This window comes from Pseudomonas sp. MD330_10 (assembly GCF_042610415.1).
Lineage (GTDB): Bacteria > Pseudomonadota > Gammaproteobacteria > Pseudomonadales > Pseudomonadaceae > Aquipseudomonas > Aquipseudomonas rhodesiae.
Window position 1 is genome coordinate 1 of the sequence record NZ_JBHGZU010000004.1, and the last position, 23933, is coordinate 23933.

18 protein-coding genes are annotated in these 23933 nt (G+C 60.8%); 4 read left to right on the forward strand and 14 right to left on the reverse strand.

Annotated features, from left to right (window positions below):
* Window positions 1-483: 483 nt before the first annotated feature.
* Window positions 484-3009, reverse strand: a complete 2526-nt coding sequence (locus ACFZPT_RS07485) for a sulfite reductase flavoprotein subunit alpha (RefSeq protein WP_099312839.1) — start codon at window positions 3007-3009, stop codon at window positions 484-486.
* A 128-nt stretch (window positions 3010-3137) separates the two neighbouring features.
* On the reverse strand, window positions 3138-5438 hold the full coding sequence (locus tag ACFZPT_RS07490; protein ID WP_184336207.1) for a TonB-dependent siderophore receptor: 2301 nt from the start codon (window positions 5436-5438) through the stop codon (window positions 3138-3140).
* Window positions 5439-5643: 205 nt separating this feature from the next.
* Here ACFZPT_RS07490 and ACFZPT_RS07495 point away from each other — a divergent pair, with 205 nt between their 5' ends.
* A complete protein-coding gene (locus ACFZPT_RS07495; protein ID WP_034095852.1) occupies window positions 5644-6324 on the forward strand; it encodes a Fe2+-dependent dioxygenase in 681 nt (226 codons plus the stop codon).
* Window position 6325: 1 nt separating this feature from the next.
* The gene (locus tag ACFZPT_RS07500; RefSeq protein ID WP_099312837.1) at window positions 6326-7081 is read left to right on the forward strand and encodes a tetratricopeptide repeat protein; all 756 of its coding nucleotides are present in this window, start codon (window positions 6326-6328) and stop codon (window positions 7079-7081) included.
* A gap of 33 nt (window positions 7082-7114) precedes the next feature.
* On the opposite strand, the gene ACFZPT_RS07505 is transcribed toward ACFZPT_RS07500, so the two are convergent.
* The 5 genes from ACFZPT_RS07505 to ACFZPT_RS07525 form a co-directional block, all read right to left on the reverse strand.
* Window positions 7115-8278, reverse strand: coding sequence for a type III PLP-dependent enzyme (locus ACFZPT_RS07505; protein ID WP_034095854.1), 1164 nt, complete (start codon window positions 8276-8278; stop codon window positions 7115-7117).
* A 396-nt stretch (window positions 8279-8674) separates the two neighbouring features.
* Entirely contained in the window at window positions 8675-9832 is a 1158-nt protein-coding gene (locus ACFZPT_RS07510) for a betaine/proline/choline family ABC transporter ATP-binding protein (RefSeq protein WP_034136951.1), read from the reverse strand.
* Window positions 9829-10482 (reverse strand): ABC transporter permease, encoded by a 654-nt coding sequence (locus tag ACFZPT_RS07515; protein ID WP_005784720.1) that lies wholly within the window; start codon window positions 10480-10482, stop codon window positions 9829-9831. Before ACFZPT_RS07515 ends, ACFZPT_RS07510 begins: the two co-directional genes overlap by 4 nt.
* Window positions 10483-10494: 12 nt before the next feature.
* Window positions 10495-11388 (reverse strand): glycine betaine ABC transporter substrate-binding protein, encoded by an 894-nt coding sequence (locus tag ACFZPT_RS07520; RefSeq protein ID WP_099312836.1) that lies wholly within the window; start codon window positions 11386-11388, stop codon window positions 10495-10497.
* Between the two features lie 20 nt (window positions 11389-11408).
* Window positions 11409-12161, reverse strand: a complete 753-nt coding sequence (locus tag ACFZPT_RS07525; RefSeq protein ID WP_232925194.1) for an ABC transporter permease — start codon at window positions 12159-12161, stop codon at window positions 11409-11411.
* A 296-nt stretch (window positions 12162-12457) separates the two neighbouring features.
* Here ACFZPT_RS07525 and ACFZPT_RS07530 point away from each other — a divergent pair, with 296 nt between their 5' ends.
* On the forward strand, window positions 12458-14041 hold the full coding sequence (locus ACFZPT_RS07530) for a peptide chain release factor 3 (protein WP_034111736.1): 1584 nt from the start codon (window positions 12458-12460) through the stop codon (window positions 14039-14041).
* 675 nt (window positions 14042-14716) lie between these two features.
* The gene (locus ACFZPT_RS07535; protein ID WP_034095858.1) at window positions 14717-14962 is read left to right on the forward strand and encodes a hypothetical protein; all 246 of its coding nucleotides are present in this window, start codon (window positions 14717-14719) and stop codon (window positions 14960-14962) included.
* An 87-nt stretch (window positions 14963-15049) separates the two neighbouring features.
* Here ACFZPT_RS07535 and ACFZPT_RS07540 read toward each other — a convergent pair whose 3' ends face one another.
* From ACFZPT_RS07540 to ACFZPT_RS07570, 7 genes are all read right to left on the reverse strand, one after another.
* The gene (locus ACFZPT_RS07540; RefSeq protein ID WP_034095859.1) at window positions 15050-16021 is read right to left on the reverse strand and encodes a peptide ABC transporter ATP-binding protein; all 972 of its coding nucleotides are present in this window, start codon (window positions 16019-16021) and stop codon (window positions 15050-15052) included.
* Window positions 16021-16989 carry an ABC transporter ATP-binding protein gene (locus ACFZPT_RS07545; protein WP_034095860.1) on the reverse strand — a complete coding sequence of 323 codons (969 nt, stop codon included), beginning with the start codon at window positions 16987-16989 and terminating at the stop codon, window positions 16021-16023. Before ACFZPT_RS07545 ends, ACFZPT_RS07540 begins: the two co-directional genes overlap by 1 nt.
* Before the next feature lie 10 nt (window positions 16990-16999).
* Window positions 17000-17911, reverse strand: a complete 912-nt coding sequence (locus ACFZPT_RS07550; RefSeq protein WP_010213191.1) for an ABC transporter permease subunit — start codon at window positions 17909-17911, stop codon at window positions 17000-17002.
* A gap of 10 nt (window positions 17912-17921) precedes the next feature.
* The gene (locus ACFZPT_RS07555; protein ID WP_034095861.1) at window positions 17922-18932 is read right to left on the reverse strand and encodes an ABC transporter permease subunit; all 1011 of its coding nucleotides are present in this window, start codon (window positions 18930-18932) and stop codon (window positions 17922-17924) included.
* Between the two features lie 76 nt (window positions 18933-19008).
* Window positions 19009-20607, reverse strand: a complete 1599-nt coding sequence (locus tag ACFZPT_RS07560) for an ABC transporter substrate-binding protein (protein ID WP_034136955.1) — start codon at window positions 20605-20607, stop codon at window positions 19009-19011.
* 80 nt (window positions 20608-20687) lie between these two features.
* On the reverse strand, window positions 20688-22085 hold the full coding sequence (locus ACFZPT_RS07565; RefSeq protein WP_034095863.1) for an OprD family outer membrane porin: 1398 nt from the start codon (window positions 22083-22085) through the stop codon (window positions 20688-20690).
* 170 nt (window positions 22086-22255) lie between these two features.
* Window positions 22256-23800, reverse strand: coding sequence for an ABC transporter substrate-binding protein (locus tag ACFZPT_RS07570; RefSeq protein ID WP_371918485.1), 1545 nt, complete (start codon window positions 23798-23800; stop codon window positions 22256-22258).
* Between the last annotated feature and the right edge of the window lie 133 nt (window positions 23801-23933).

Consider the following 23933-nt stretch of genomic DNA (forward strand, 5'->3'; position numbering starts at 1 on the left):
CTTGAACTGCGTCGTGTACTTGCTCATGAAAAAGCCCCAAGAGTTGGATAGGTGTCCAACTTTTGGGGCGCACTTCAATTATCAGACGACTGATCCACCGCTATCGGGGGCAAGCCCCCTCCCACAGTGGATCGCGCGGCGGCAGCTTTGGGCCTAATCCGCTGGATACAACTTTTGGGCCTGAAGTAGTGTTCGAAAAAGCGCCACCGGCATAGAACACTGACTTGCAATGCAATCCCAATGTGGGAGGGGGCTTGCCCCCTCCCACAGTGGATCGCGCGGCGGCAGCTTTGGGCCCAATCTGCTGGATAAGACCTTTGGGCCTGAAGTGGTGTTCGAAAAAGCGCCACCGGCACAGAACACTGACTTGAAATGCAATCCCAATGTGGGAGGGGGCTTGCCCCCGATGACGGTGTGACAGTCATTTTTCAGACGACTGATCCACCGCCATCGGGGGCAAGCCCCCTTCCACAGTGAGTGACCTCAGTACACGTCGCGGCGATAGCGGCCTTGTTCGATCAAGCGCTCCACCGCCTCGCGGCCGAGGATATCCAGCAGCGCCTGGTCCACCCCGGCAGCCATGCCCTGCAAGCTCCCGCACACATAGATCGCCGCGCCATCGGCCAGCCATCTACGTAGCACGTCGGCCGATTCGCGCAGGCGATCCTGCACGTAGATCTTCTCCGCCTGATCGCGGGAGAACGCCAGGTCCAACAGCGCTAGATCGCCGCTGGCGAGCCAGCCTTGCAGCTCGTCCTGGCACAGGTAGTCGTGGGCGATATTGCGTTCGCCGAACAGCAACCAGTTACGTTGCTGGCCTTCGGCAATGCGCGCTTTCAGCAAGCTGCGCAGGCCGGCCAGGCCGGTGCCGTTGCCCAGCAGGATCAGCGGCACCGGCGCGTCCGGCAGGTGGAAGCTGCTGTTGCGCCGCAGACGCAGGCTGATCGCGCCGCCGAGAGCCGCGTGTTCGGTGAGCCAACCCGAGCCCAGGCCCAGGCGGCCGTCGGCGTGGCGTTCCTGGCGCACGATCAGTTGCAGCACGCCGTCGCTGGCAATCGAGGCGATGGAGTATTCGCGCATGCTCAGCGGCACCAGAGCATCCACCAGCGCTTGGGCGTGCAGGCCGACCAGATGCGCGCGGTTGTCCGGCAATTGGCGAGTGGTCAGGGCCTGATCGAGCGTCTGTGCCAGCCCTTCGATGAGTACGCCGTCGCTGCCTTGCAGGCCCAGGCCCGCCAGAAAGTGCTCGACTGCCGACGCGGGATTACGCGGCAGGATTTCCACCAGGTCGCCAGCGTCCCAGTGCTGCGGCGACGTCGATGTGAGGCCCAGCAGGTACACGCCTTCGCCTGCGCTGCCGGGGTTGAGCAGGGTGCGCTGGCTCAGTGTCCAGTGCTCGTACTGGGCGCTGGGCCAGGCGGCGGCGGGGGCGTGGCCGGTCAGTTCGCCCAATTGTTGCTGCCAGTGCAGTAGGGCTTGGGTATCGCCGCTGTCCACTTCCACCGGCGCGAACAGCGCCGTGCCGCCCTGGTTGGTCAGCCAGAAATGCAGGCGTCGGGCGAAGCCGCAAAAGTGCTGGTACTGACGATCCCCTAGGGCAAGCACCGCGTAGTTCAAATCGTTGAGCGACAGAGCCTGGCCAAGCACGCCGCGCTCGAAACCACGGGCGCTGTCGGGGGCTTCGCCGTCGCCGAAGGTGCTGACCACGAACAGCGCGTTGTGCGCTTGGCGCAGGTCGTCCGCATTGACGCTGCCCAGTGCCTGCACCTTCACCGGCAGGCCAGCCGCCTGCAATTGCCCGGCGGTCTGCCAGGCCAGTTGCTCGGCGAAACCGCTCTGGCTGGCAAAGCCGATCAGCCACGCCGGTGCGTCGCTGAGGTTGGCGCTGAGGCGCTGGCGGGCGTCGCGCACTTGGCGTTTTTTGCGACGGCGATCCAGGTACAGCAACCAGCCGGTGATAAAGAACAACGGCATCAACAGCGAACTGACGGTCAACACGATCCGCCCGATCAAGCCAAAGTAGCTGCCGGTGTGCAGGGCATAAATGCTGGTCAGTAACTGAGCCTTGAGGCTCTTGTCGGCGTAGCGATCGTGGGATTTGACCTCGCCGGAGGCCGGGTCCAGGTTGATCTGGTTGAGCGCGCGGTCATGGGGCGAGTCGCTCAGCAGGTAATACACGGTGGCCGGTTGCCCGGCAGCGCCTGGCATGCGGATGTTGTAGGCGCTCAGGTCCGGGCCGGCGTTGCTGTAGAGGCTGCTCCAGATCGCGTCGTAGTTGGCCACCGGTGCAGGGCCTGTCGGCGCTGGGCCGCGCGTGCGTACCCGTTCGTTCTGCGGGGCATCGGACAGCAGTTGGGTCAGCCCTCGGCTGTACCAATCGTAGGACCAGGACAACCCGGTGAGTGCCGCCAGCAGGTAAAACAGCAGGCACCAGGTGCCGAACACCGAATGCAGGTCCCAGTTGAAGCTGCGGCCCTTTTTGCGCCAGTCCAGGGTCAGCCAGGCGCGCCAACTCGCCACTTGGCGCGGCCAGCGCAGGTACAGGCCGGAGAGGCAGAAAAACACCAGGATCAGGGTGCAGGCGCCGGTGATCTGCCGGCCGGTTTCGCCTATGGCGAGGAAGCGGTGCAGTTGCAGGACAAAACCGAACACATCCTGGCCCATGGCGTCGCCCAGGTACTCGCCGGTGTACGGATCGAAGTAGCGCATCTGGCCACGTCGCTCACCCGGTGGCGGGGTAAAGGCCACGCGCGCGGCATTGCCGCTGTCACGTTCCACCCACAGCATCGCCACGGTTTTGCCTTCGGCGGCTTCGAGCTTGCGCACCAGTTCGGCCGGTGGCAGCACCCCGGCTTCGCGTTTTTCCACATGCAGGACGCTGGGGTTGAGGGCCCGCAGTATTTCATCTTGGAACGACACCGCCGCACCGGTGATCCCCATCAAGGCCAGCACCAGCCCGGCAGTAATGCCGAAAAACCAGTGCAACTGAAACAGGGTTTTCTTCAACACGTCGGACCGCCTCGCTCATCGGGATATAAATGCCACGGCGCGCATTATGCCGTGGGTTGTCGAGAAACTTTGTTGTTTAACACGCAAAAGCCCCACGCATTCGATGCGTGGGGCTTATGGGCCAGCGTTTAGAAGTGGAAGCTGGTGGTCAGCAGCGCCGTGCGACCGGCCGCCTGGTTGGCGAAGTGGGTCGAGAAGGCTTTGTCGTAGTAGACCTTATCGGTCAGGTTCTGCACGTTCATTTGCAGGTCGACGTTCTTGGTCAGCTTGTAGCTGGCCATGGCGTCGTAGCGGGTGTAGGACGGCACATACACGGTGTTGCCCACGTCGCCGTAAACCTGGTCGACATAGAACGCGCCGCCGCCAATGGTGAACTTGGGTGTAAGGGCATAGGTGGTCCACAGACTGAAGGTGTTCTTCGGCGTGTTGGGCATCTGGTTGCCTTCGTTGGAACCGGCGCTGATCACCCCGTTGCGACCGTTACGGCCAGCCTTGACCAGTTCGCTGTCCAGGTAGCTGTAGCCGGCGAACACTTGCCATTGCTCTGTGATTTTGCCGCTGGCGGACAATTCCAGACCATCGACCCGAGACTCGCCGGCGTTCTGGTAGGTGAGGGCATCCACCAGAATGCGCGTGTTTTTCTTCTCGGTGCGGAACACGGCGGCGGTCAGCGAGAGGCGGTCGTGGAACAGGTCCCACTTGGTGCCCAGCTCATAGTTGACGGTTTCTTCCGGTTGCAGATCGCTGGTGGCGGCGCCGGCGGACAGTGGGTTGCCGTCCGAACCTTCGCCGACCAGGCCGCCTGGCGGGGTGGCTGAGGTGGCATAGGAGGCATAGATGCTGCCGTTTTCCAGAGGCTTCCAGACCAGGCCGGCCTGCCAGTTGAAGAACTGGCTGTCGTCCTTAATTTTGCTGCGTGCCTTGACCGTCGCACTAGGCACCGCATTGGTGTTGGCTTCGGTGTCGAAAGTGTCGTAGCGCAGGCCGACGTTAAGCAGCCATTTCGGGTCCAGTTCGATGGTGTCGAACACGTACGCGGCGCGGCTGGTGGCTTTGGTGTTGGTGCCGTTGTAGTTGCGGGCGACGGAACCGGTCCAGGCATCGTCCGGGTTCGGGTTGCTCAGCGACGTGCATTGGCCGCCCAGGCCGCCTTTGGCCACGGTGCAGATCGGGTTGGCGTTCGGGCTCACGGTGTAGCTGCTGACGCGGGTTTCTTCACCGGTGAATTCCAGGCCGGTGGAGTAGGTGTTTTTGAAGCCCAGGGCCTGGAAGCTGCCGAACAGGTCGGTCTGGTTGGTGGTCGTGGTGGTGGTGGACACCCGCGAGTTGGCACGGCGCCACACGGTGCCGAATTTGTTTACGTTGAGTTTGCTGTCGTCCGGCTGGGTCAGTACGTAGTCCTGGCCAGTGCTGCCGTGGCGCAGGGTGTTTTTCAGGGTCATGTTGTCGTTCAGATCGTGCTCGATGGAGAACGTACTGATGTCGGCGCGGGTCTTGCGGAAATCGCGGCCTTTGAGGCCGTAGAAGTTATCGCTGTCGCCGCCGTCGTTGGGTTTGTCGTGGACGTGGGCGGTGGCGGTGGCCGAACCGTAGCCGTAGGGAATCCCCGAGTCTGGCAGGTCGTCGCTTTCCAGATGGTAGTAGCTGAGGTTGACGCGGGTGGGGGTGCCCAGGCCGAAGGTCAGCGAAGGCGCAACGCCCCAGCGGTCGTAGTTCACGGCATCGCGCCCGGCCACGTTCTGCTCGTGGCTCATCAAGTTCAGGCGGAATGCGGCGCTGTCGTCGAGGAACTGGCGGTTCACGTCGAGCACGTAGCGGCGGGTCTGGTCGGAACCGTAGGTGAAGCCGCCGTTGGTGAAGTCCCGTGCCTGTGGGGTCTTGCTCACCAGGTTGAGGCTGCCACCGGCCGAGCCACGCCCGCCGAAGGAGGAGTTCGGGCCTTTGCTGACTTCGATGGATTCGATGTCGAAAATCTCACGGCTCTGGCCGCCGGTGTCGCGCACGCCGTCCAGGTAGGTGTCGCCCTGGGCATCGAAACCGCGGATAAACGGACGGTCACCCTGAGGGTTACCGCCTTCACCGGCACCGAAGGTGATACCCGGTACGGTGCGCAGCGCATCCTGCAACGAGGTAGCGGCGGTGTCCTTGAGTACTTGCTGCGGCACCACAGTGACCGAGCGCGGTGTGTCCACCAGCGGTGCGGTGTATTTCTGCGAGGCAGCTTTTTCCACTTGGTAAGAGGTGTCGTCCTGTTCCTGGCCGGTAATGCTGGTGGCGCCCAGAGAGATGCTATTGCGCTCGCCTTTTTGTTCGGTGTCTTCAGCCGCTTGCGCCAAGTGGGCGGCAGAGCTGGCGCTCAGAGCGACGCCTATGGCCGAGGCCAGCATGCGTGGTGAACCGGCAGAGGTTTTTGTTGAAGTGCGCGACATGACGTGTCCTTTCCCCAAGGATGTGAGGCGGCGGAATATAGGGTGAACACGACTTTCTATCAATTGCGATACATTGCTAATTGCACTGAATTTACATTCTTTACACTTTTTGCTTACGGTTTTTACGATCTCATCCGTCCTTGGGTTTTACAGCGTGGATAAGAATCAATACCATTGGCGTCCCTCCGCACCCAGGTACTGCCCCATGCTGCTGCACATTCCCGGCCTGTTCTCCCGCGAGGAGGTGCAGCGCATCCGCCAGGCCTTGGAAAACGCCGATTGGGCCGACGGTAAAATTACCGCCGGGCACCAATCGGCCAAAGCCAAACACAACCTGCAATTGCCCGAAGGCCACCCCTTGGCCAAGGAAATCGGCACGGCGATGCTCGAACGCCTGTGGCAAAACCCGCTGTTCATGTCGGCGGCGTTACCGCACAAAGTGTTTCCGCCGCTGCTTAACTGCTACACCGCCGGCGGCAGTTTCGACTTTCATATCGATAACGCCGTGCGCCAACCCAAGGGCAGCCCTGAGCGGGTGCGCACCGATTTGTCGTCCACATTGTTTTTCAGCGACCCCGAGGACTACGACGGCGGCGAACTGGAGATCCAGGACACTTTCGGTGTGCAGCGGGTCAAGTTGCCGGCCGGCGATATGGTGCTGTACCCCGGGTCCAGCCTGCACAAAGTCAACCCGGTGACCCGGGGGGCGCGTTACGCCTCATTCTTCTGGACCCAGAGCCTGGTGCGCGAAGACAGCCAGCGCACATTGCTGTTCGAGATGGACGGCGCGATCCAGCAATTGACCCGGGATGTGCCCGATCACCCGGCGTTGATCCAGCTCACCGGCACTTATCACAACCTGCTACGTCGCTGGGTTGAGGTTTGATATGAGCTTTTTGTTGCGTCGCCAAGAGGTGCTCACGGTCGAGCAATTGCAGAGCATGCTTGATGACTCCCCGGTGCGCGCCGCCCAGGCGATCCTGGTCGCGGCGAAGGAAGGGGTGGTGGATGCCCAGGCGTTGCTGGGGCAGATTCTGCTGGACGGGCGCGGTATCGAACGCGATCAAGCGCTGGCGCTGCGGTGGTTTCGCATTGCGGCACAAGGCGGGCAGTTGATGGCGCGCAATATGCTCGGGCGTTGCCTGGAACACGGCTGGGGTTGCACCGTCGACGAAGCGGCGGCCGCGCGGGAATATCGCCAGGCTGCCGAGGCGGGGTTGGACTGGGGGTTGTACAACTACGCCAACCTGCTGGCCACCGGGCGTGGTGTTGCACAGGATCAAGCCCAGGCATTGGCGTGCTATCGCCAAGCGGCCGAGCGGGGTCATGCCAAGTCGATGAACTTGCTCGGGCGGTATCTGGAGGAAGGACAATTCTGCCCACGGGATCTGGAAGCCGCGCAGCAGTGGTATCGCCGTTCAGCCGAGGGCGGGGATTTTCGCGGGCAATTCAGTCATGCGGCGGTGCTGGCGGATAATGGCCAGATCGAAGCGGCGTTGGCATGGCTGCGCAAAGCGCTGGCGGGCGGGAATCTGAAGTTTCTGCGGGTGGCCCACACGGCGCTGGCGGCTACGGATGACCCGAGGATCCGGGCGATGGCGCAGGCTTATCAACAACGAGCCCGACAGTTGGAAAACCTATAGGAGCGAACCGCTCGCTCCTATAGGAAGCACGGCTTAGACGTAGTAGGACTTCAATGGCGGAAACCCATTGAACTCAACGGCGCTGTAGCTGGTGGTGTACGCACCGGTGGACAACCAGTACAAACGATCACCGATCGCCAGGTTCAGCGGCAGGCCGTACTTGTAGTTTTCGTACATGATGTCGGCGCTGTCGCAGGTCGGTCCAGCGATGACCACTTCTTCCATCTCACCTTTCTTCTCGGTCCAGATCGGAAACTTGATGGACTCGTCCATGGTTTCGATCAGGCCGGAGAATTTGCCCACATCCGTGTACACCCAACGCTCGACGGCGGTGCGGGATTTACGCGCCACCAGCACCACTTCGCTGACCAGAATGCCGGCGTTGGCGATCAACGAACGGCCGGGCTCCAGGATGATTTCCGGCAGATCGTCGCCGAAATCTTCCTTGAGGAAGCGGATGATTTCCTCGGCATAGGTTTCCAGGCTGTTGGTGCGGGTGATGTAGTTGGCCGGGAAGCCGCCGCCCATGTTGATCAGCTTGAGGTGGATGCCGTCTTCTTCTTTCAAGCGCTCGAAGATCACTTTGACCTTGGCGATAGCCGCGTCCCACACGCTGATATCGCGCTGTTGCGAGCCGACGTGGAACGAGATGCCGTACGGCACCAGGCCCAGGTCACGGGCTAGGATCAGCAGGTCCATGGCCATGTCGGTCTGGCAGCCGAATTTACGCGACAGCGGCCAGTCGGCTGTGGTGGAGCCTTCGGTGAGAATGCGCACATACACTTTCGAGCCCGGCGCGGCCTTGGCGATATTGCGCAGGTCGGCTTCGGAGTCGGTGGAGAACAGACGCACGCCCTTCTCGTAGAAGTAGCGGATGTCCTTGGATTTCTTGATGGTGTTGCCGTAGCTGATGCGGTCGGCGCTGACGCCACGGTCCATGACCTTGTCCAGCTCGTAGATCGAGGCGATGTCGAAGCTCGAACCTTTGTCTTTCAACAGGTCGATGATCTCGACGGCCGGGTTGGCCTTGACCGCGTAATAAACCTTGGCGAATTCGAAACCGGCGCGCAGGTCATCGTAGGCCTGGCTGATCATCGCGGTGTCGATCACCACGAATGGGGTTTCTTGCTTGTCGGCGAACGCCTTCATTTTGTCAAAAGTGGCGCGCGCGAAATAATCTTCGACGTTGATCGACATGCTGGGAACTCCTAAGGGCAAACTGTATTGATCAATGGGTACAACTGAACGTCCTCCGTATCCCCACTTTGGTTCGCCTACTTCCCAAGGCATGTCGCCGAAAGCAAAAAGGCCATGGGATAAGCTGCCCTTGGCCTTGCTGTCTCGTCGTCAGTACTTGAGCCGGATGGATCGTTTCCAGCATGGACGTTCGGCGCGAACTTTAGGGCGTGAGGGGCCATAGATCAACTAAAAATGTCGCGTTTTTGCACGCGTTCGTCGCGCTGCGTTGTGCAGCTACTTATGTAACCGACCGGTGTGACGGAATGATGTTCCCCGCATGGGGGTAATTGAAGGTATTTCCCTGACAGATCACGGACCCAATATGGGAGGGAGCAAGCCCCCTCCCACATAAGATCAGGCCAGGGCGGCCTCGGCAGGGGAGACGATGCTGGTCTTGCCCCCACGGGACTTACCGGAGCTCAGGTACTCGGCAATCGACTCTTGCGTCACTTCCCCCAAGAACACCCGCTCGGCATCCATCACTGGCAACCACGAGCGATTGAACTCGTACATGCGCGACAACAGGATGCGCAAGTGCTCGTCGTACGCCGCCGTGGCGTTGAACTCACGCAGGTACTGGCCGCAAGTGCCGGTCTGACGGTGCAGGTCGCGACGGCGCACATAGCCCAGTGCCTTGTTCTCGGCGCAGGTCACCACCACGTAGCGACGGTCGTGCTCGTCCATCAGTTCCAGCGCATCGGCCACCGGGGTTTCCGGGCTCACCGACGGGGCGTTGTCCGCCGCGTCTTCGGCCTTGACCAGCAGCAGGCGCTTGAGGGTGCTGTCCTGGCCCACAAAGTTGCTGACGAACTCGTCGGCCGGGTGTGCCAGCAATGTGTCCGGGTGGTCGATCTGCAACAGTTTGCCGGCGCGGAAAATCGCGATCTTGTCGCCCAGCTTGATGGCTTCGTCGATGTCGTGGCTGACCATAATCACCGTCTTGTTCAGCGCCCGCTGCATCTCGAAAAACTCGTTCTGGATCATCTCGCGGTTGATCGGGTCGACCGCGCCGAACGGCTCGTCCATCAGCAGCAACGGCGCATCCGCCGCCAAGGCGCGGATCACGCCGATCCGCTGCTGTTGGCCACCGGACAATTCACGCGGATAGCGATGCAGGTACTGCTTGGGCTCCAGCTTGATCATGCTCATCAACTCGCGGGCGCGGTCGTGGCATTTCTGTTTGTCCCAGCCGAGCAGTTTCGGCACGACCACGATGTTCTCTTCGATGGTCATATTGGGGAACAGGCCGATCTGCTGGATCACGTAGCCGATGTTACGGCGCAGGGTCACTTCGTCGAGGTCGGTGGTGTCTTCACCGTTGATCAGGATCTTGCCCGAGGTGGGTTTGATCAGGCGGTTGATCATCTTCAGCGTGGTGCTTTTGCCGCAGCCCGATGGCCCGAGGAATACACAGATCTCGCCTTCATTGACGGTCAGGCTGACATCGTTGACGGCGGTGACGGTTTTGCCGTTGCTTTGGAACGTCTTGGACAGGTTTTGAAGTTCGATCATTTGAGCAATCCTTTTGGAGTCAGCGAGCGTTGCAGCCATTGCAGAAGCAGGTCGGCGAAGATGGCCAGCAGGCTGACCAGCACGGCGCCGACGATCAGCATCGACATATCGCTGCGGCTGATGGAGGCCAGAATCAGTACACCCAAGCCACCGGCACCGATGGTGGCGGCGATGGTCATCACACCGATGTTCATCACCACGGCAGTGCGCACGCCGGCGAGGATCACCGGCACCGCGATGGGCAACTCGACCATGCGCAGGCGCTGGCCGAAGGTCATGCCGATGCCTTTGGCGGCTTCGCGAATGCCCGGCTCCACGCCGGTGAGGGCCAGGTAGGTGTTACGCATGATCGGCAGCAGGGAGTAGAGGAACACGGCGGTAATGGCCGGCATCGGCCCCAGGCCCTGACCGAATTTGGAGTAGAACGGCAACAGCAGGCCGAACAGGGCGATGGAAGGCACCGTCAGCAACACGGTGGCGCTGGCTTGCAGCGGGCCGGCCAGCGTCGGGAAGCGCGTCATCAGGATGCCCAGGGGCACACCGATAAATATCGCCAGGATCACCGCGATACCGACCAGGGTGATGTGCTGCCAGGTCAGGTGCAGGACTTGGGCCCAATCAAGATGGGAAAAGGCGTTCAGGAATTCCATGTCTTCTCCTCGTTAGTTGATCGGATGCTGGCGCAGAAAATCAGCGGCCACGACGGACGGGCTTTCGTGATCGACATCGACCCGCGCGTTGAGTTGGCGCATGGTTTCGTCGTCGAACAGCGCGGCCAGCGGCTTGAGGTCGGCGGCCAGTTGCGGGTGCGCGTCCAGGTAGGCCTGGCGCACTACCGGCGCGGCGGTGTAGTCCGGGAAGTAATGCTTGTCGTCCGCCAGCAGTTTTAATTTGAAGGCGTTCAAGCGACCGTCGGTGGTGTAGACCAGGCCGGCGAACACTTGGCTATTGCGCAGCGCGGTGTAGACCAGGCCAGCGTCCATTTGCCGGGTGTTTGCGCGGGTCAGGTTCATCTCATACAGCTTGACCATGCCGGCCAGACCGTCGGAGCGATTGGCGAACTCGGTGTCCAGCGCGACCAGGCGATGTTCCCGGGTGTTTTCCGCCATCGTCTGGGTGAGGTCGCTGATGCTGTTGATCTCGGGATGTTCCTGCGCGACCTTCTGTGGCAACGCCAGGGCATAGGTGTTGCTGAAGCGCGACGGCGCCAGCCAGATCAGGCCCTTTTTCGCGTCGAGTTCTTTGACCCGAGCGTAGGACCGTTCGCTGTCGAGTTTCTCGTCGATGTGGTTGTAGGCTACCAGCGACACACCGGTGTATTCCCATAACAGGTCCAGTTGCCCGCTTTCCTGGGCACTGCGCGCCAGGTTGCTGCCAAGGCCGCCGGTCACTTGAGGGGCATAGCCCTTGGTGCGCAAGTATTGGGAGGTTATCTCGGCGAGCAGGGTCTGTTCGGTGAACACCCGGGCGCCGATGCGGATTACCGGTTTTTCTGCGGCTTGTGCAAACCCTGCGCACAGCAGGACGCAGCTCAATATCAGTGTCAGCTTTTTCATGTGAATTCCTTTGCCAAGCCTTAAGACGGACGCAACCCGCGTTCCAGCCAGAGGCGGCTGGCCATGGTCACCAGACCGTCCAGCAACAAGGCCAGCAGTGCCGTGCATGCGGCGCCGAGCAACAGTTGCGGCTGATTGTTCAGGGCGATGCCGGGGAAGATCAGACTGCCCAGGCTGTTGGCGCCGATCAGAAACGCCAGGGGCGCGGTGCCCACATTGATCGCCAGCGCCACGCGCACGCCGCCGATGATGATCGGCACGGCATTGGGCAACTCCACGCGAAACAGCACCTGGCGCGGGGTCATGCCGATGCCGGTGGCGGCTTCTTTGAGCGAGCCTTGAACGTTTTTCAGGCCTTCGTAGGTGTTGCGCACGATAGGCAGGAGGGAGGCGAGGAACAGCGCGAAGATGGCCGGGCCGCTGCCGATGCCGAGGACGCCGAGGGCGATGGCCAGTACGGCCAGGGGAGGGACGGTATTACCGATGTTGAAGATCTGCATGAAGCGTTCTGCGCGCCCGACCATGTGCGGTCGACTGAGCAGGATACCGGCGGGGATGCCCACAACGAGGGCCGCCAGCATGGAGACTAGAACGAGAACTAAGTGAGCTTGCAGGTAAAACAACAAATCGTCGCGGTACAACTCGATCGTGTTGATGCCGATCCAGTGGATCAGCAGGGCCAGGAGCGCGACGACAACCGCGCCTCCTATCAGCCCTTTGCCATAGCGAATAGCCACAGGCGGACTCCTTTTTTCTTCTGTCGACGAACACATTCCTGCGTGGCATGCCATGGCTGGCTGTCAGCGAAAAGTGAACGCGAAATGCAGCTCGCCAATGCCGTCAAAAGCGGCATGAGTTCGAGCCATAAGCGCAGCCTCGTCAGGCTAACTTGCTGATTTTTCAGCCCCTGTTACGAGTGCGATAGCAGGGGAGTGGACGTCTCTACCTTTTAAAAGGTTCCACACTTGGCACCATTTAGCCACCCCTGATCGGGTGAACGGTGGTCCGTCACCTTGGGTTTGCGCTATACTCGCCGCCCTTTTTTGACTCACCTGCCAGGCGATTTCCCATGACCCACCAGGCCGCCGAAGTCGCGAAACGCCGCACTTTCGCCATTATTTCCCACCCCGATGCCGGTAAAACCACCATCACCGAGAAGCTCTTGCTGATGGGCAAGGCAATCGCAGTGGCCGGCACGGTGAAATCCCGCAAATCCGACCGCCATGCCACCTCCGACTGGATGGAAATGGAAAAACAACGGGGTATCTCCATTACCACGTCGGTCATGCAGTTCCCGTATCGCGATCACATGGTCAACCTGCTCGACACCCCGGGCCACGAAGACTTCTCCGAAGACACTTACCGCACCCTGACCGCGGTGGACTCGGCGTTGATGGTGTTGGACGGCGGTAAGGGCGTCGAGCCGCGCACCATCGCGCTGATGGACGTGTGCCGTCTGCGCGATACGCCCATCGTCAGCTTTATCAACAAACTCGACCGCGATATCCGCGACCCGATCGAGCTGCTCGACGAAATCGAAGCCGTATTGAAGATCAAGGCCGCGCCGATCACCTGGCCGATTGGTTGCTACCGCGACTTCAAAGGCGTGTACCACCTGGCCGACGATTACATCATCGTCTACACCGCCGGCCACGGGCATGAACGCACCGAAACCAAGATCATCGAAAAACTCGACTCCGACGAAGCCCGCGCCCACCTGGGTGACGAGTACGACCGCTTCGTCGATCAGTTGGAGCTGGTGCAGGGCGCCTGCCATGAATTCAACCAACAGGAATTCCTCGACGGCCAGCTGACCCCAGTGTTCTTCGGGACCGCCCTGGGCAACTTCGGCGTCGACCATGTGCTCGACGCCGTGGTGGACTGGGCCCCGCGCCCGCTGCCACGGGTGGCCAACGAACGTACCGTGGAACCGGTGGAAGAGAAATTCACCGGCTTCGTGTTCAAGATCCAGGCGAACATGGACCCCAAGCACCGCGACCGTATCGCGTTCATGCGCATCTGCTCCGGCAAATACGAAAAAGGCATGAAGATGCGCCACGTGCGCACCGGCAAGGATGTGCGCATCGGCGACGCCCTGACGTTCTTCTCCTCCGAGCGTGAACAGCTCGAAGAAGCCTACGCCGGCGACATCATCGGCCTGCACAACCACGGCACCATCCAGATCGGCGACACCTTCACCGAAGGTGAAGCGTTGGGCTTTACCGGTATCCCGCACTTCGCCCCGGAACTGTTCCGCCGCGTGCGCCTGCGCGATCCGCTCAAATCCAAGCAATTGCGCCAAGGCTTGCAGCAACTGGCGGAAGAGGGCGCCACCCAGGTGTTCTTCCCCGAGCGCAGCAACGACATCATCCTCGGCGCCGTGGGTGTGCTGCAGTTCGATGTGGTCGCCAGCCGCTTGAAAGAGGAATACAAGGTCGAATGCTCCTACGAGCCGATCACCGTGTACTCCGCACGCTGGATCGAATGCGCCGATAAGAAAAAGCTGGAAGAGTTCTCCAACAAAGCCGTGGAAAACCTCGCGCTCGACGGCGGCGGGCACCTGACCTACCTGGCCCCGACCCGCGTCAACCTGGCGCTGATGGAAGAGCGCTGGCCGGACGTGAAATTCCGCGCGACCCGCGAGCACCACTAAACAACATGTGGGAGGGGGCTTGCCCCCGATAGCAGTGTGTCAGCCCTGAATGTACTGGCTGACACACAGCTATCGGGGGCAAGACCCCTCCCACTTTTTTTACCGCGTTGTGTCTAACCGGAACTTGGATAGGCGGAAATTGGCTGTTGGCGGGCCAAATTGTGGCGAATTTGCCAGCACATCTTGGCCCAGATGTGGGAGGGGGCTTGCCCCCGATAGCAATGTGTCAGCCCTGAATGTACTGGCTGACGCACTGCCATCGGGGGCAAGCCCCCTCCCACTTTTTTTACCGCGTTGTGTCTGCCCGGAACTTGGATAGGCGGAAATTGGCGGTTAGCGGGCCAAGTTGTGGCGAATTTGCCAGCACATCTTGGCCCAGATGTGGGAGGGGGCAAGCCCCCTCCCACTTTTTTTGCCGCGTTGTGTCTAACCGGAACTTGGATAGGCGGAAATTGGCGGTTGACGGGCCAAATTGTGGCGAATTTGCCAGCACATCTTGGCCCAGATGTGGGAGGGGGCTTGCCCCCGATAGCAGTGTGTCAGCCCTGAATGTGCTAGCTGACACACAGCCATCGGGGGCAAGCCCCCTCCCACATTTTTTTCCACCAGGCGTTAGATTGGCGAGAACCCGGCATCCGGTCTAGCGTTTAACCACCGACTGCAAAGGAGACCACCGTGCGAAAGGCTCAACGCGCCATATCCCTGCTGTTGCTGGCCTGCCTGTGGCTGACGACCCTCCCGGCACTGGCTGACGCAGGCACGCCTCAGTGGAAAGACACCGGCCCGGTCACCAAGAAAAAGCAGAAAGAGGTCAATTCCGGCAGCTGGCAACCCCAGGCCCAACCGGCTCCCAAAGAGGACGCAGAAAACCCCTACAACGAAGGGGAAGACAGCGAAACCTATGACGATGGCGACCAATAGCCGCAAAAAGAAAGCCCCTCCCGCCAGGCTGATGCGCAACCTGATGGGAAGGGCTGTGAAACTCTGCTACTGATCGGTCCGGCGCGCTCAGGCGACGAATTGTTCCGCGTAGTGGCAAGCCACCTGACGGTTATCCAACGCTCGCAATTGCGGCTCCTCGGTGCTGCAACGCTCGGTGGCGTACGGGCAGCGCTTGTGGAACGCGCAACCCGGCGGCGGGTTCAAGGGGTTGGGCAACTCGCCGACGATTTTGATCTTCGGTTTGTTCGGATCCGGATGAATGGTCGGCGTGGCCGACAGCAGCGCCTGGGTGTAGGGGTGCAGCGGGCGCGCGTAAATGTCTTCCTTCGGGCCGACTTCCACCGGGCGACCGAGGTACATCACCATCACATCGTCGGCAACGTGTTGCACCACCGCCAGGTTGTGGGAAATGAACACGTAGGCCGTGTTGAATTCCTGCTGCAGATCCATGAACAGATTGAGCACCTGGGCCTGGATCGACACGTCGAGCGCCGAGGTCGGTTCATCCGCCACCAGCACTTTGGGTTGCAGCATCATCGCCCGAGCCAGTGCAATCCGCTGGCGCTGGCCGCCGGAGAACATGTGCGGGTAGCGCTGATAATGCTCGGGGCGCAGGCCCACTTGCTTCATCATTGCCTGCACTTTCTCGCGGCGTTCGGCGGCGGACAGGTTGGTGTTGATCAGCAGCGGTTCGCCCAGTTGGTCGCCGACTTTCTGCCGTGGGTTCAACGAGGCGTAAGGGCTTTGGAACACCATCTGCACGTCTTTGCGCAATTGCTTGCGCTGGGCCTTGTCGGCACCGGCGACTTCCTGGCCGGCGATTTTCAGCGAACCCGAAGACGGTTCTTCAATCAGCGTGAGTGCGCGGGCGAGGGTGGACTTGCCGCAACCCGACTCGCCGACTACGGCGAGGGTCTTGCCGGCTTCCAGTTCGAAGGACACACCATTGAGGGCCCGCACGGTGGCGTGGCCCTTGAACAGGCCACGGGACACTTCGTAGTGACGGGTCAGGTCGCGGGCGGTAAGAACGACGGCCATTACGCCACCTCCTGGTTCAAGGGGTAGAAGCAGCGCGCGAGGCTGTTGGTTTTAGGATCGAGGCCCGGGCGCTGGGCACGGCAGGATTCCTGCACATACGGGCAGCGCGGCGACAGCAGGCAACCCTGCGGGCGGTCGTAGCGGCCGGGCACGATGCCAGGCAACGTGGCCAGGCGGGTGGCGCCCAGGCTGTGCTCGGGGATCGCCTTGAGTAGCGCTTCGCTATAAGGGTGCGCGGGAATATCAAACAGTTGCGGCACCTGGCCAACTTCCACGGCTTGGCCGGCGTACATCACGCACACGCGCTGGGCGGTTTCGGCCACCACGGCGAGGTCGTGGGTGATCAGCACCAGGCCCATGTTCTGCTCTTTTTGCAGGGCCAGCAGCAGGTCCATGATCTGCGCCTGGATGGTCACGTCCAACGCGGTGGTCGGTTCGTCGGCGATCAGCAGTTTCGGCTCGCCGGCAATTGCCATGGCGATGGCTACGCGCTGGCTCATACCGCCGGACAGTTGGTGCGGATAGGCGTCCATACGGCTGGCGGCGCCTGGGATCTCGACTTTTTCCAACAATTCGATCGCGCGTTTGCGTGCCTGTTTGCCGGACATTTTCAGGTGCAGGCGCAGCACTTCTTCAATCTGGAAACCCACGGTGTAGCTGGGGTTCAGCGCGGTCATCGGGTCCTGGAACACCATCGCCAGGTCTTTGCCGACGATCTGGCGACGTTGACGGCTGCTCAGCTTGAGCATGTCCTTGCCGTCGAAGGTCAGCGCATCGGCGGTGACGATGCCGGGATGCTCGATCAGGCCCATCAGCGCCATCATGGTCACGGATTTCCCCGAACCCGACTCGCCCACGATGGCCAGTACTTCGCCCTTGTCCACGGACAGGTCGAGGCCGTCGACCACCGGCACGGCGGTTGCGTCGCCGAAGCGTACGTTGAGATTCTTGATTTCTAACAGTGACATGGGAATCTCCTCAGGCGGCGTTCTTGAGTTTCGGGTCCAGCGCATCGCGCAGGCCGTCACCCATCAAGTTGATTGCCAGCACGCTGAGCAAAATGGTCAAACCAGGCAGGCTCACCACCCACCAGGCGCGTTCGATGTAGTCACGGGCCGAAGCCAGCATGGTGCCCCACTCCGGGGTCGGCGGTTGTACGCCAAGGCCGAGGAAGCCCAGCGCCGCGGCATCGAGGATCGCCGAGGAGAAACTCAAGGTGGCCTGCACGATCAGCGGCGCCATGCAGTTGGGCAGCACAGTGATGAACATCAGGCGCGGCAGACCGGCACCGGCCAGGCGCGCGGCAGTCACGTAGTCACGGTTCAACTCGCCCATCACCGCAGCACGGGTCAGACGCACGTAGGACGGCAGCGACACGATGGCGATAGCGATCACGGTGTTGATCAGGCCAGGGCCGAGGATGGCAACGATGGCCACGGCCAGCAGCAGCGACGGCAGGGCCAGCATGATGTCCATCAGGCGCATGATGGTCGGGCCCAGCAGACGCGGGAAGAACCCGGCGAACAGACCCAGCAGGATGCCCGGGATCAGCGACATCACCACCGACGACAAACCGATCAGCAGCGACAGGCGCGAACCCTGGATCAGGCGCGAGAGCAGGTCACGGCCCAGTTCGTCGGTGCCCAACAGAAACTGCATCTGCCCGCCCTCCAGCCACGCCGGCGGGGTGAGCAGGAAGTCGCGGTATTGCTCGCTGGGGTTATGGGGCGCGACCCACGGGGCGAAGATCGCGCAGAACACGATCAGCAACATAAACAGCAGGCCGGCAACCGCGCCTTTGTTTTTGGAAAAGGCTTGCCAGAATTCTTTGTACGGGGACGGGTACAGCAGGCTTTGATCGACTGCTGACACTGGAGTAGGTGTGGTCATGGTCATGATCTCAGCGCTGGTGACGGATGCGTGGGTTGGCGAAGCCGTAGAGGATATCCACCACGAAGTTCACCAGGATCACCAGGCAGGCGATCAGCAGGATGCCGTTCTGCACCACCGGGTAGTCCCGCGCGCCAATGGCTTCGATCAGCCATTTACCGATGCCGGGCCAGGAGAAGATGGTTTCGGTCAGCACAGCGCCGGCCAGCAGGGTGCCGACTTGCAGGCCCACTACGGTCAATACCGGGATCAGCGCGTTGCGCAGGCCGTGCACGAACACCACGCGTGTCGGCGACAGGCCCTTGGCCTTGGCGGTGCGGATGTAGTCTTCGCGCAGCACTTCGAGCATCGACGAACGGGTCATCCGCGCGATCACCGCCAGCGGAATGGTGCCGAGCACGATGGCCGGCAGGATCAGGTGGTGCAGGGCGTCGAAGAACGCGTCCGGCTCGTCAGCCAGCAGCGTGTCGATCAGCATGAAGCCGGTGCGCGGCTCGATGTCGTAGAGCAGGTCGATGCGCCCGGAAACCGGGGTCCAGCCCAGGCTCACCGAGAAGAACATGATCAGGATCAGGCCCCACCAGAAGATCGGCATCGAATAGCCCGCCAGGGAGATGCCCATCACCCCGTGGTCGAACAGGGATCCTCGCTTGAGTGCCGCGATTACCCCGGCCAACAGGCCCAGGACGCCGGCGAACAACAGGGCGGCCATGGACAGTTCCAGGGTCGCGGGGAAGAGGGCGGTGAACTCGGTCCACACGCTGGTACGGGTGCGCAGGGACTCACCAAGATCGCCCTGGGCGAGCTTGCCGACATAGTCCAGGTATTGCGCATACAGCGGCTTGTTAAGGCCAAGGCGTTCCATTGCCTGTGCGTGCATCTCGGGGTCGACGCGGCGTTCGCCCATCATGACTTCTACGGGGTCGCCGGGAATCATGCGTATCAACGCAAACGTCAGCAACGTGATGCCGAAGAACGTGGGGATCAATAACCCCAGTCGGCGGGCAATAAAACTAAACATCTTGTGGTGTACCTCAATCAGCCGGTTAGGCAGGTTCGGCACCGCCCATGTCGACGGTGCCGAGCGTTTTTCTTATTTACTTCACCTGGGTGGTGGCGAAGTTATTAGTCGTCAGAGGGCTTTGGGTAAAGCCTTCGACGTTCTTGCGCATGGCGGTAAACATTTTCGGGTAGGCCATGGGAATCCACGGTTGGTCTTTCTCGAAAACATCCAGGGCTTGTTCATAGAGTGCAGCGCGCTCAGCGGGTTCAGCGTCAGCGCGGGCCTTGTCGATCAAAGCCTGAAACTCTTTGTTACACCAGCGGGCGTAGTTTTCGCCGTTTTTCGCAGCATCGCAACTCAGGTTCGGCGTGAGGAAGTTATCCGGGTCGCCGTTATCGCCGGCCCAGCCCGCGGACACCATGTCATGCTCGCCAGCTTTGGCGCGCTTGAGCATCTCGCCCCATTCCATGACTTTGATGTTCACTTTCAGGCCGATCTGCGCCAGGTCTGCCTGCATGCGCTGGGCGCCGAGCATCGGGTTGGGGTTGGTCGGGCCGCCGCCGTTACGGGTGAACAGGGTGAACTCGGTGCCTTCCGGTACGCCAGCTTCCTTGAGCAGGGCGCGGGCCTTGTCCAGGTCGCGCTCAGGGTTCTTCAACTTATTGTTGAAGCCCAGCAGGGTTGGTGGATACGGGCCGGTGGCGTCGATGGCGTTGCCTTTGCCATAGAGGGATTCGTTGTAGCCTTTCTTGTCGAACGCGATATTGATCGCGTGGCGCACCCGCGCGTCGCTCATGTACTTGTGGGTGGTGTTCAGGGCGGTGTACGCGGTGGTCATCGCCGCCAATTCCGCCACTTTCAGGTTTGGGTCGGCCTTCACGCTCGGCACGTCGTCGGGCTTGGGATACAGCGCGATCTGACATTCGTTGGCCTTGAGCTTTTGCAGGCGCACGTTGTTGTCGGTGGTGATCGCCAGGATCAGCGGATCGGCCGGCGGCTTGCCACGGAAGTACTCCGGGTTGGCCTTGAAGCGCACCTGGGCGTCCTTGGCGTAGCGGGTGAAGATGAACGGGCCGGTGCCGATCGGCTTGCTGTTCAGCTCATCGGTCTTGCCGGACTTGAGCAACTGGTCGGCGTATTCGGCGGAGTGAATCGAGGAGAACGCCATGGCCAGGTCGGCCAGGAATGGTGCTTCAGGACGGGTCAGGGTAAAGACGACGGTGTGATCGTCGGTTTTCTCTACGCTCTTGAGCAGTTCTTTGAAGCCCATGCTCTCGAAGTACGGGTAGCCCACGGTGGACTTGTTATGCCACGGGTGATTCGGGTCCAGCTGGCGCTTGAAGCTCCAGAGCACGTCGTCGGCATTCAGGTTGCGCGTGGGTTTGAAGTAATCGGTGGTGTGGAACTTGATGTCTTCACGCAGGTGGAAGGTGTAGGTCAGGCCATCGGCGCTGATTTCCGGCAGATCCTTGGCCAGCGCGGGAACCACTTCGGTAGTACCGGGCTTGAAATCCACCAGACGGTTGAACACGGTTTCGGCCGCGGCGTCCGCGGTGACGGCGGTGGTGTACAGGACCGGGTCAAAACCCTCCGGGCTGGCTTCGGTGCAGACCACCAGGGGTTTGGCCGATACGCCGATAGCTGCGCTCAATAGCGCGGCGGCAACGGCAGCTTGTAGCGGGAGCATTTTCATTCAGAGCCCTCTGCAATCGATGGGACCAGACAAGCGTAGACGGCAGGCTCTTCCTGAGCCTGCCGTCTGCCTGGTGCTAATTAAAGAATGTTGAATGGGATGGTGGTGACCAGACGGAACTCTTTGATGCTGCCGTCCGCCTGGAACTCGCTGCCACGGTGCTCCACATAAGTCGCGCGCACGGTCGTGGCTTTGAGTGGGCCGCTTTGCAGGGCGTAAGAGGCGCCTACACCGTATTCCTGATGCTTCTCGCCGTCTTGGGACTGGATGCCGTCGTAGGCGAACTTGGCCCGGCCGTTGTTGCCGGTGTAGTGAGTACCGTCGATACCCCAGCCGCGAGCCGAGTAGGCGTTGAATTTCAAGCCTGGTACACCGTACTCCGCCATGTTGATGGCGTAGGCGACCTGGAAGGACTTCTCGTTCGGGCCGTTGAAGTCCGAGGTCAGGGAGTTGGCCAGGTAGATGCCGTTGGTTTCGTGCAGGTAGTCGAAGTACTCGTTACCGTTCACTTGCTGGTAAGCGAAGGTCAGGCTGTGTGCCTGGTGAGTCAGGCCCAAGGACAGGGAGAAGGTATCGTTGTCGATTTCCCCCATCTCTTTTTTGCCTTCATCGACAGTCTTGTAGTAGTTGAAGCCGGTGGTCAGCCCCAGTTGCTGAGCGTCGCCCAATTCGTGGGTAGCGCCGAAGTAGTACTGGTTCCAGAAGTCTTTTACGTTGGCGGCGAAGAAGCTGGTTTTCAGGCTTTTCAGCGGCTGGTAGTTCACGCCCAGGGTCGATACTTTGTCGGTTTCCTGGGTGCCGTTGCCGTATTCGCTACGGAATTTCGACAGGCTTTGTTCGGTACGTGGCGAAACGCGATCGAAGATACCGCCCTGGAACGACAGGTTGCTGAACTCTTCGCTATTGAAGCTCACACCTTCGAAGCTCGATGGCAAAGCACGGTTGCCGATGGTGTCGACGATGCCGCTGCTGAAGTTCTGGCGACCTGCGGTCAAAGTGGTGTTGGACACGCGGAACTGCACGTTGGCCAGGCCCAGTTTGCTCCACTGATCTACGGCGTTGCCGTCGGAGTCGGCTAGGGTACGGTTGGAGCCGCCCTTGATGTCACGCTTGCTGCGATCCAAGACCAGCGCGTTGTAAACCGCTACTTCTGTCTTGACACCGACAGTGCCCTGGGTGAACCCCGAGCTAGCGTTAAGGATAGTGCCCTGCACCCAGTTGGTACGGTTGCGGTCGGTGCGAGTTTCGCCGTGTTTCTCGTAGGAGAAGGTGCCGCCACGGTATTTGCTTTCATGGGAGTACCAGTTACGCGTGGTGCCGCCCAGGCTGAAATCTTCGATAAAGCCTTTGGCTTCGCTTTGCGCGCTGGTGCCGGCCAATGTCGTCGGAACGAAGTCCTGGCTGGCCGGTTCTGCGTAGGCGGTGGCCGTGATGCTGCTGATGGCCATAGCCAGAAGCACTTTGCTGCTCAGTTTCATGGGTGGAGCTCCTTTGGTTCTCTTTTTTTATGCCGGTCTTTTTAGGTGAACCGGCTATTGGTGTGTAACTCGTTCAAGCTGTTGCAAACGTTTGCCGTAGGAAAAATCCCAATAAAAGGCTGCACGTTTGCAGCAGGGCAGCCTTCGCCCTGCGCAATCCGGTTATTTTCTTATGGGGTAATACTGACGCCCGAGAACACGTTGCGGCCGAAGGGGCTGACTTTGAACCCTTCGACTTTGACGCTTAACGGCTGGTTGACCGTCGAGTGGGCGACGGGCGTGATCGGCACCTGCTGCTTGAGCAGTTGCTGCGCCTGTTTGTAAAGAACAGTCCTTTGTTCACGGTCGGTTACGACCTTGGCTTGCTTGATCAGCTTGTCGTACGCCGGGTCACACCACATCGAGTAGTTGTTCCCACCGATGGCGTCGCAGCTGTAGAGGGTGCCCAGCCAGTTGTCCGGGTCACCATTGTCGCCGGTCCAGCCAATCAGGCTGACATCGTGCTCACCGTTCTTGGTGCGCTTGATGTATTCGCCCCACTCGTAGCTGACGATCTTGACCTTGAGGCCGATCTTGGCCCAGTCGCTTTGCAGCATCTCGGCCATCAGCTTGGCGTTGGGGTTGTACGGCCGTTGCACCGGCATCGCCCACAGGGTGATCTCGGTGCCTTCCTTCACGCCGGCGGCCTTGAGCAGTTCCTTGGCTTTTTCCGGGTTGTAGGCGGCGTCTTTGATGGTGTCGTCGTATGACCATTGGGTCGGCGGCATTGCGTTGACCGCCAGTTGCCCGGCGCCCTGGTACACGGCATTGAGGATGCTTTGCTTGTTCACCGCCATGTCCAGCGCCTGGCGCACTTCAAGCTGGTCGAAGGGCTTGTGACGCACGTTGTAGGCGATGTAACCGAGGTTGAAACCCGGTTTGGTCAGCAATTGAAGGTTCGGGTCGGCCTTGAGCGCATCGACGTCCGCCGGACGCGGGTGCAGGGTTACTTGGCATTCGCCGGCCTTGAGTTTTTGCACGCGCACCGAGGCATCGGTGTTGATGGCGAAAATCAACTGGTCGAGCTTCACGCGGCTCGGGTCCCAGTATTGTTTGTTGGCCACGTAACGGATCTGCGAGTCTTTCTGATAACGCTGGAATACGAACGGCCCGGTGCCGATCGGCTTCTGGTTGATGTCGCTGGGCTTGCCTTCCTTGAGCAATTGCTCGGCGTATTCGGCCGACAGAATCGAGGCGAAGCTCATGGCGATGTTTTGCACGAACGCAGCGTCCACCGTGTTCAGGGTCATCACTACGGTATACGGGTCGGTTTTCTCGACCTTGGCGATGTTCTTGTTCAGGCTCATCCCGTTGAAGTACGGAAACTCGGTGGGGTAGGCCTTGCGGAACGGATGATCCGGGTCAAGCATGCGGTTGAAGGTGAACAGCACGTCGTCGGCATTGAAGTCCCGCGTCGGCTTGAACTCCTTGTTGCTGTGAAATTTCACCCCTTCACGCAGATGGAAGGTGTAGGTCAGGCCATCTTCTGAAATATCCCACTTGGTCGCCAACCCAGGTACTACGTTGGTGGCGCCTTTCTCGAACTCGACCAAGCGGTTGTACAGCGGCTCGGCCGCGTCGTTGTCGGTGGCGGTGGTGTACTGCGCTGTATCGAACCCTGCGGGGCTGCCTTCGGAGCAGAACACCAGGCTCTTCTTGTCGGCGGCTTGGCCCATCGTGGCCACAGCCAGCAGGCTGGTGCCAAAAATTGCGGATAGAACGGTGGTATGGCGCATGACGATCCCGATCCTTGTTTGTAGTTGTCATCAGCGAGCAATCGCCCAGCCTTTCGGACTGGGAGACATCACT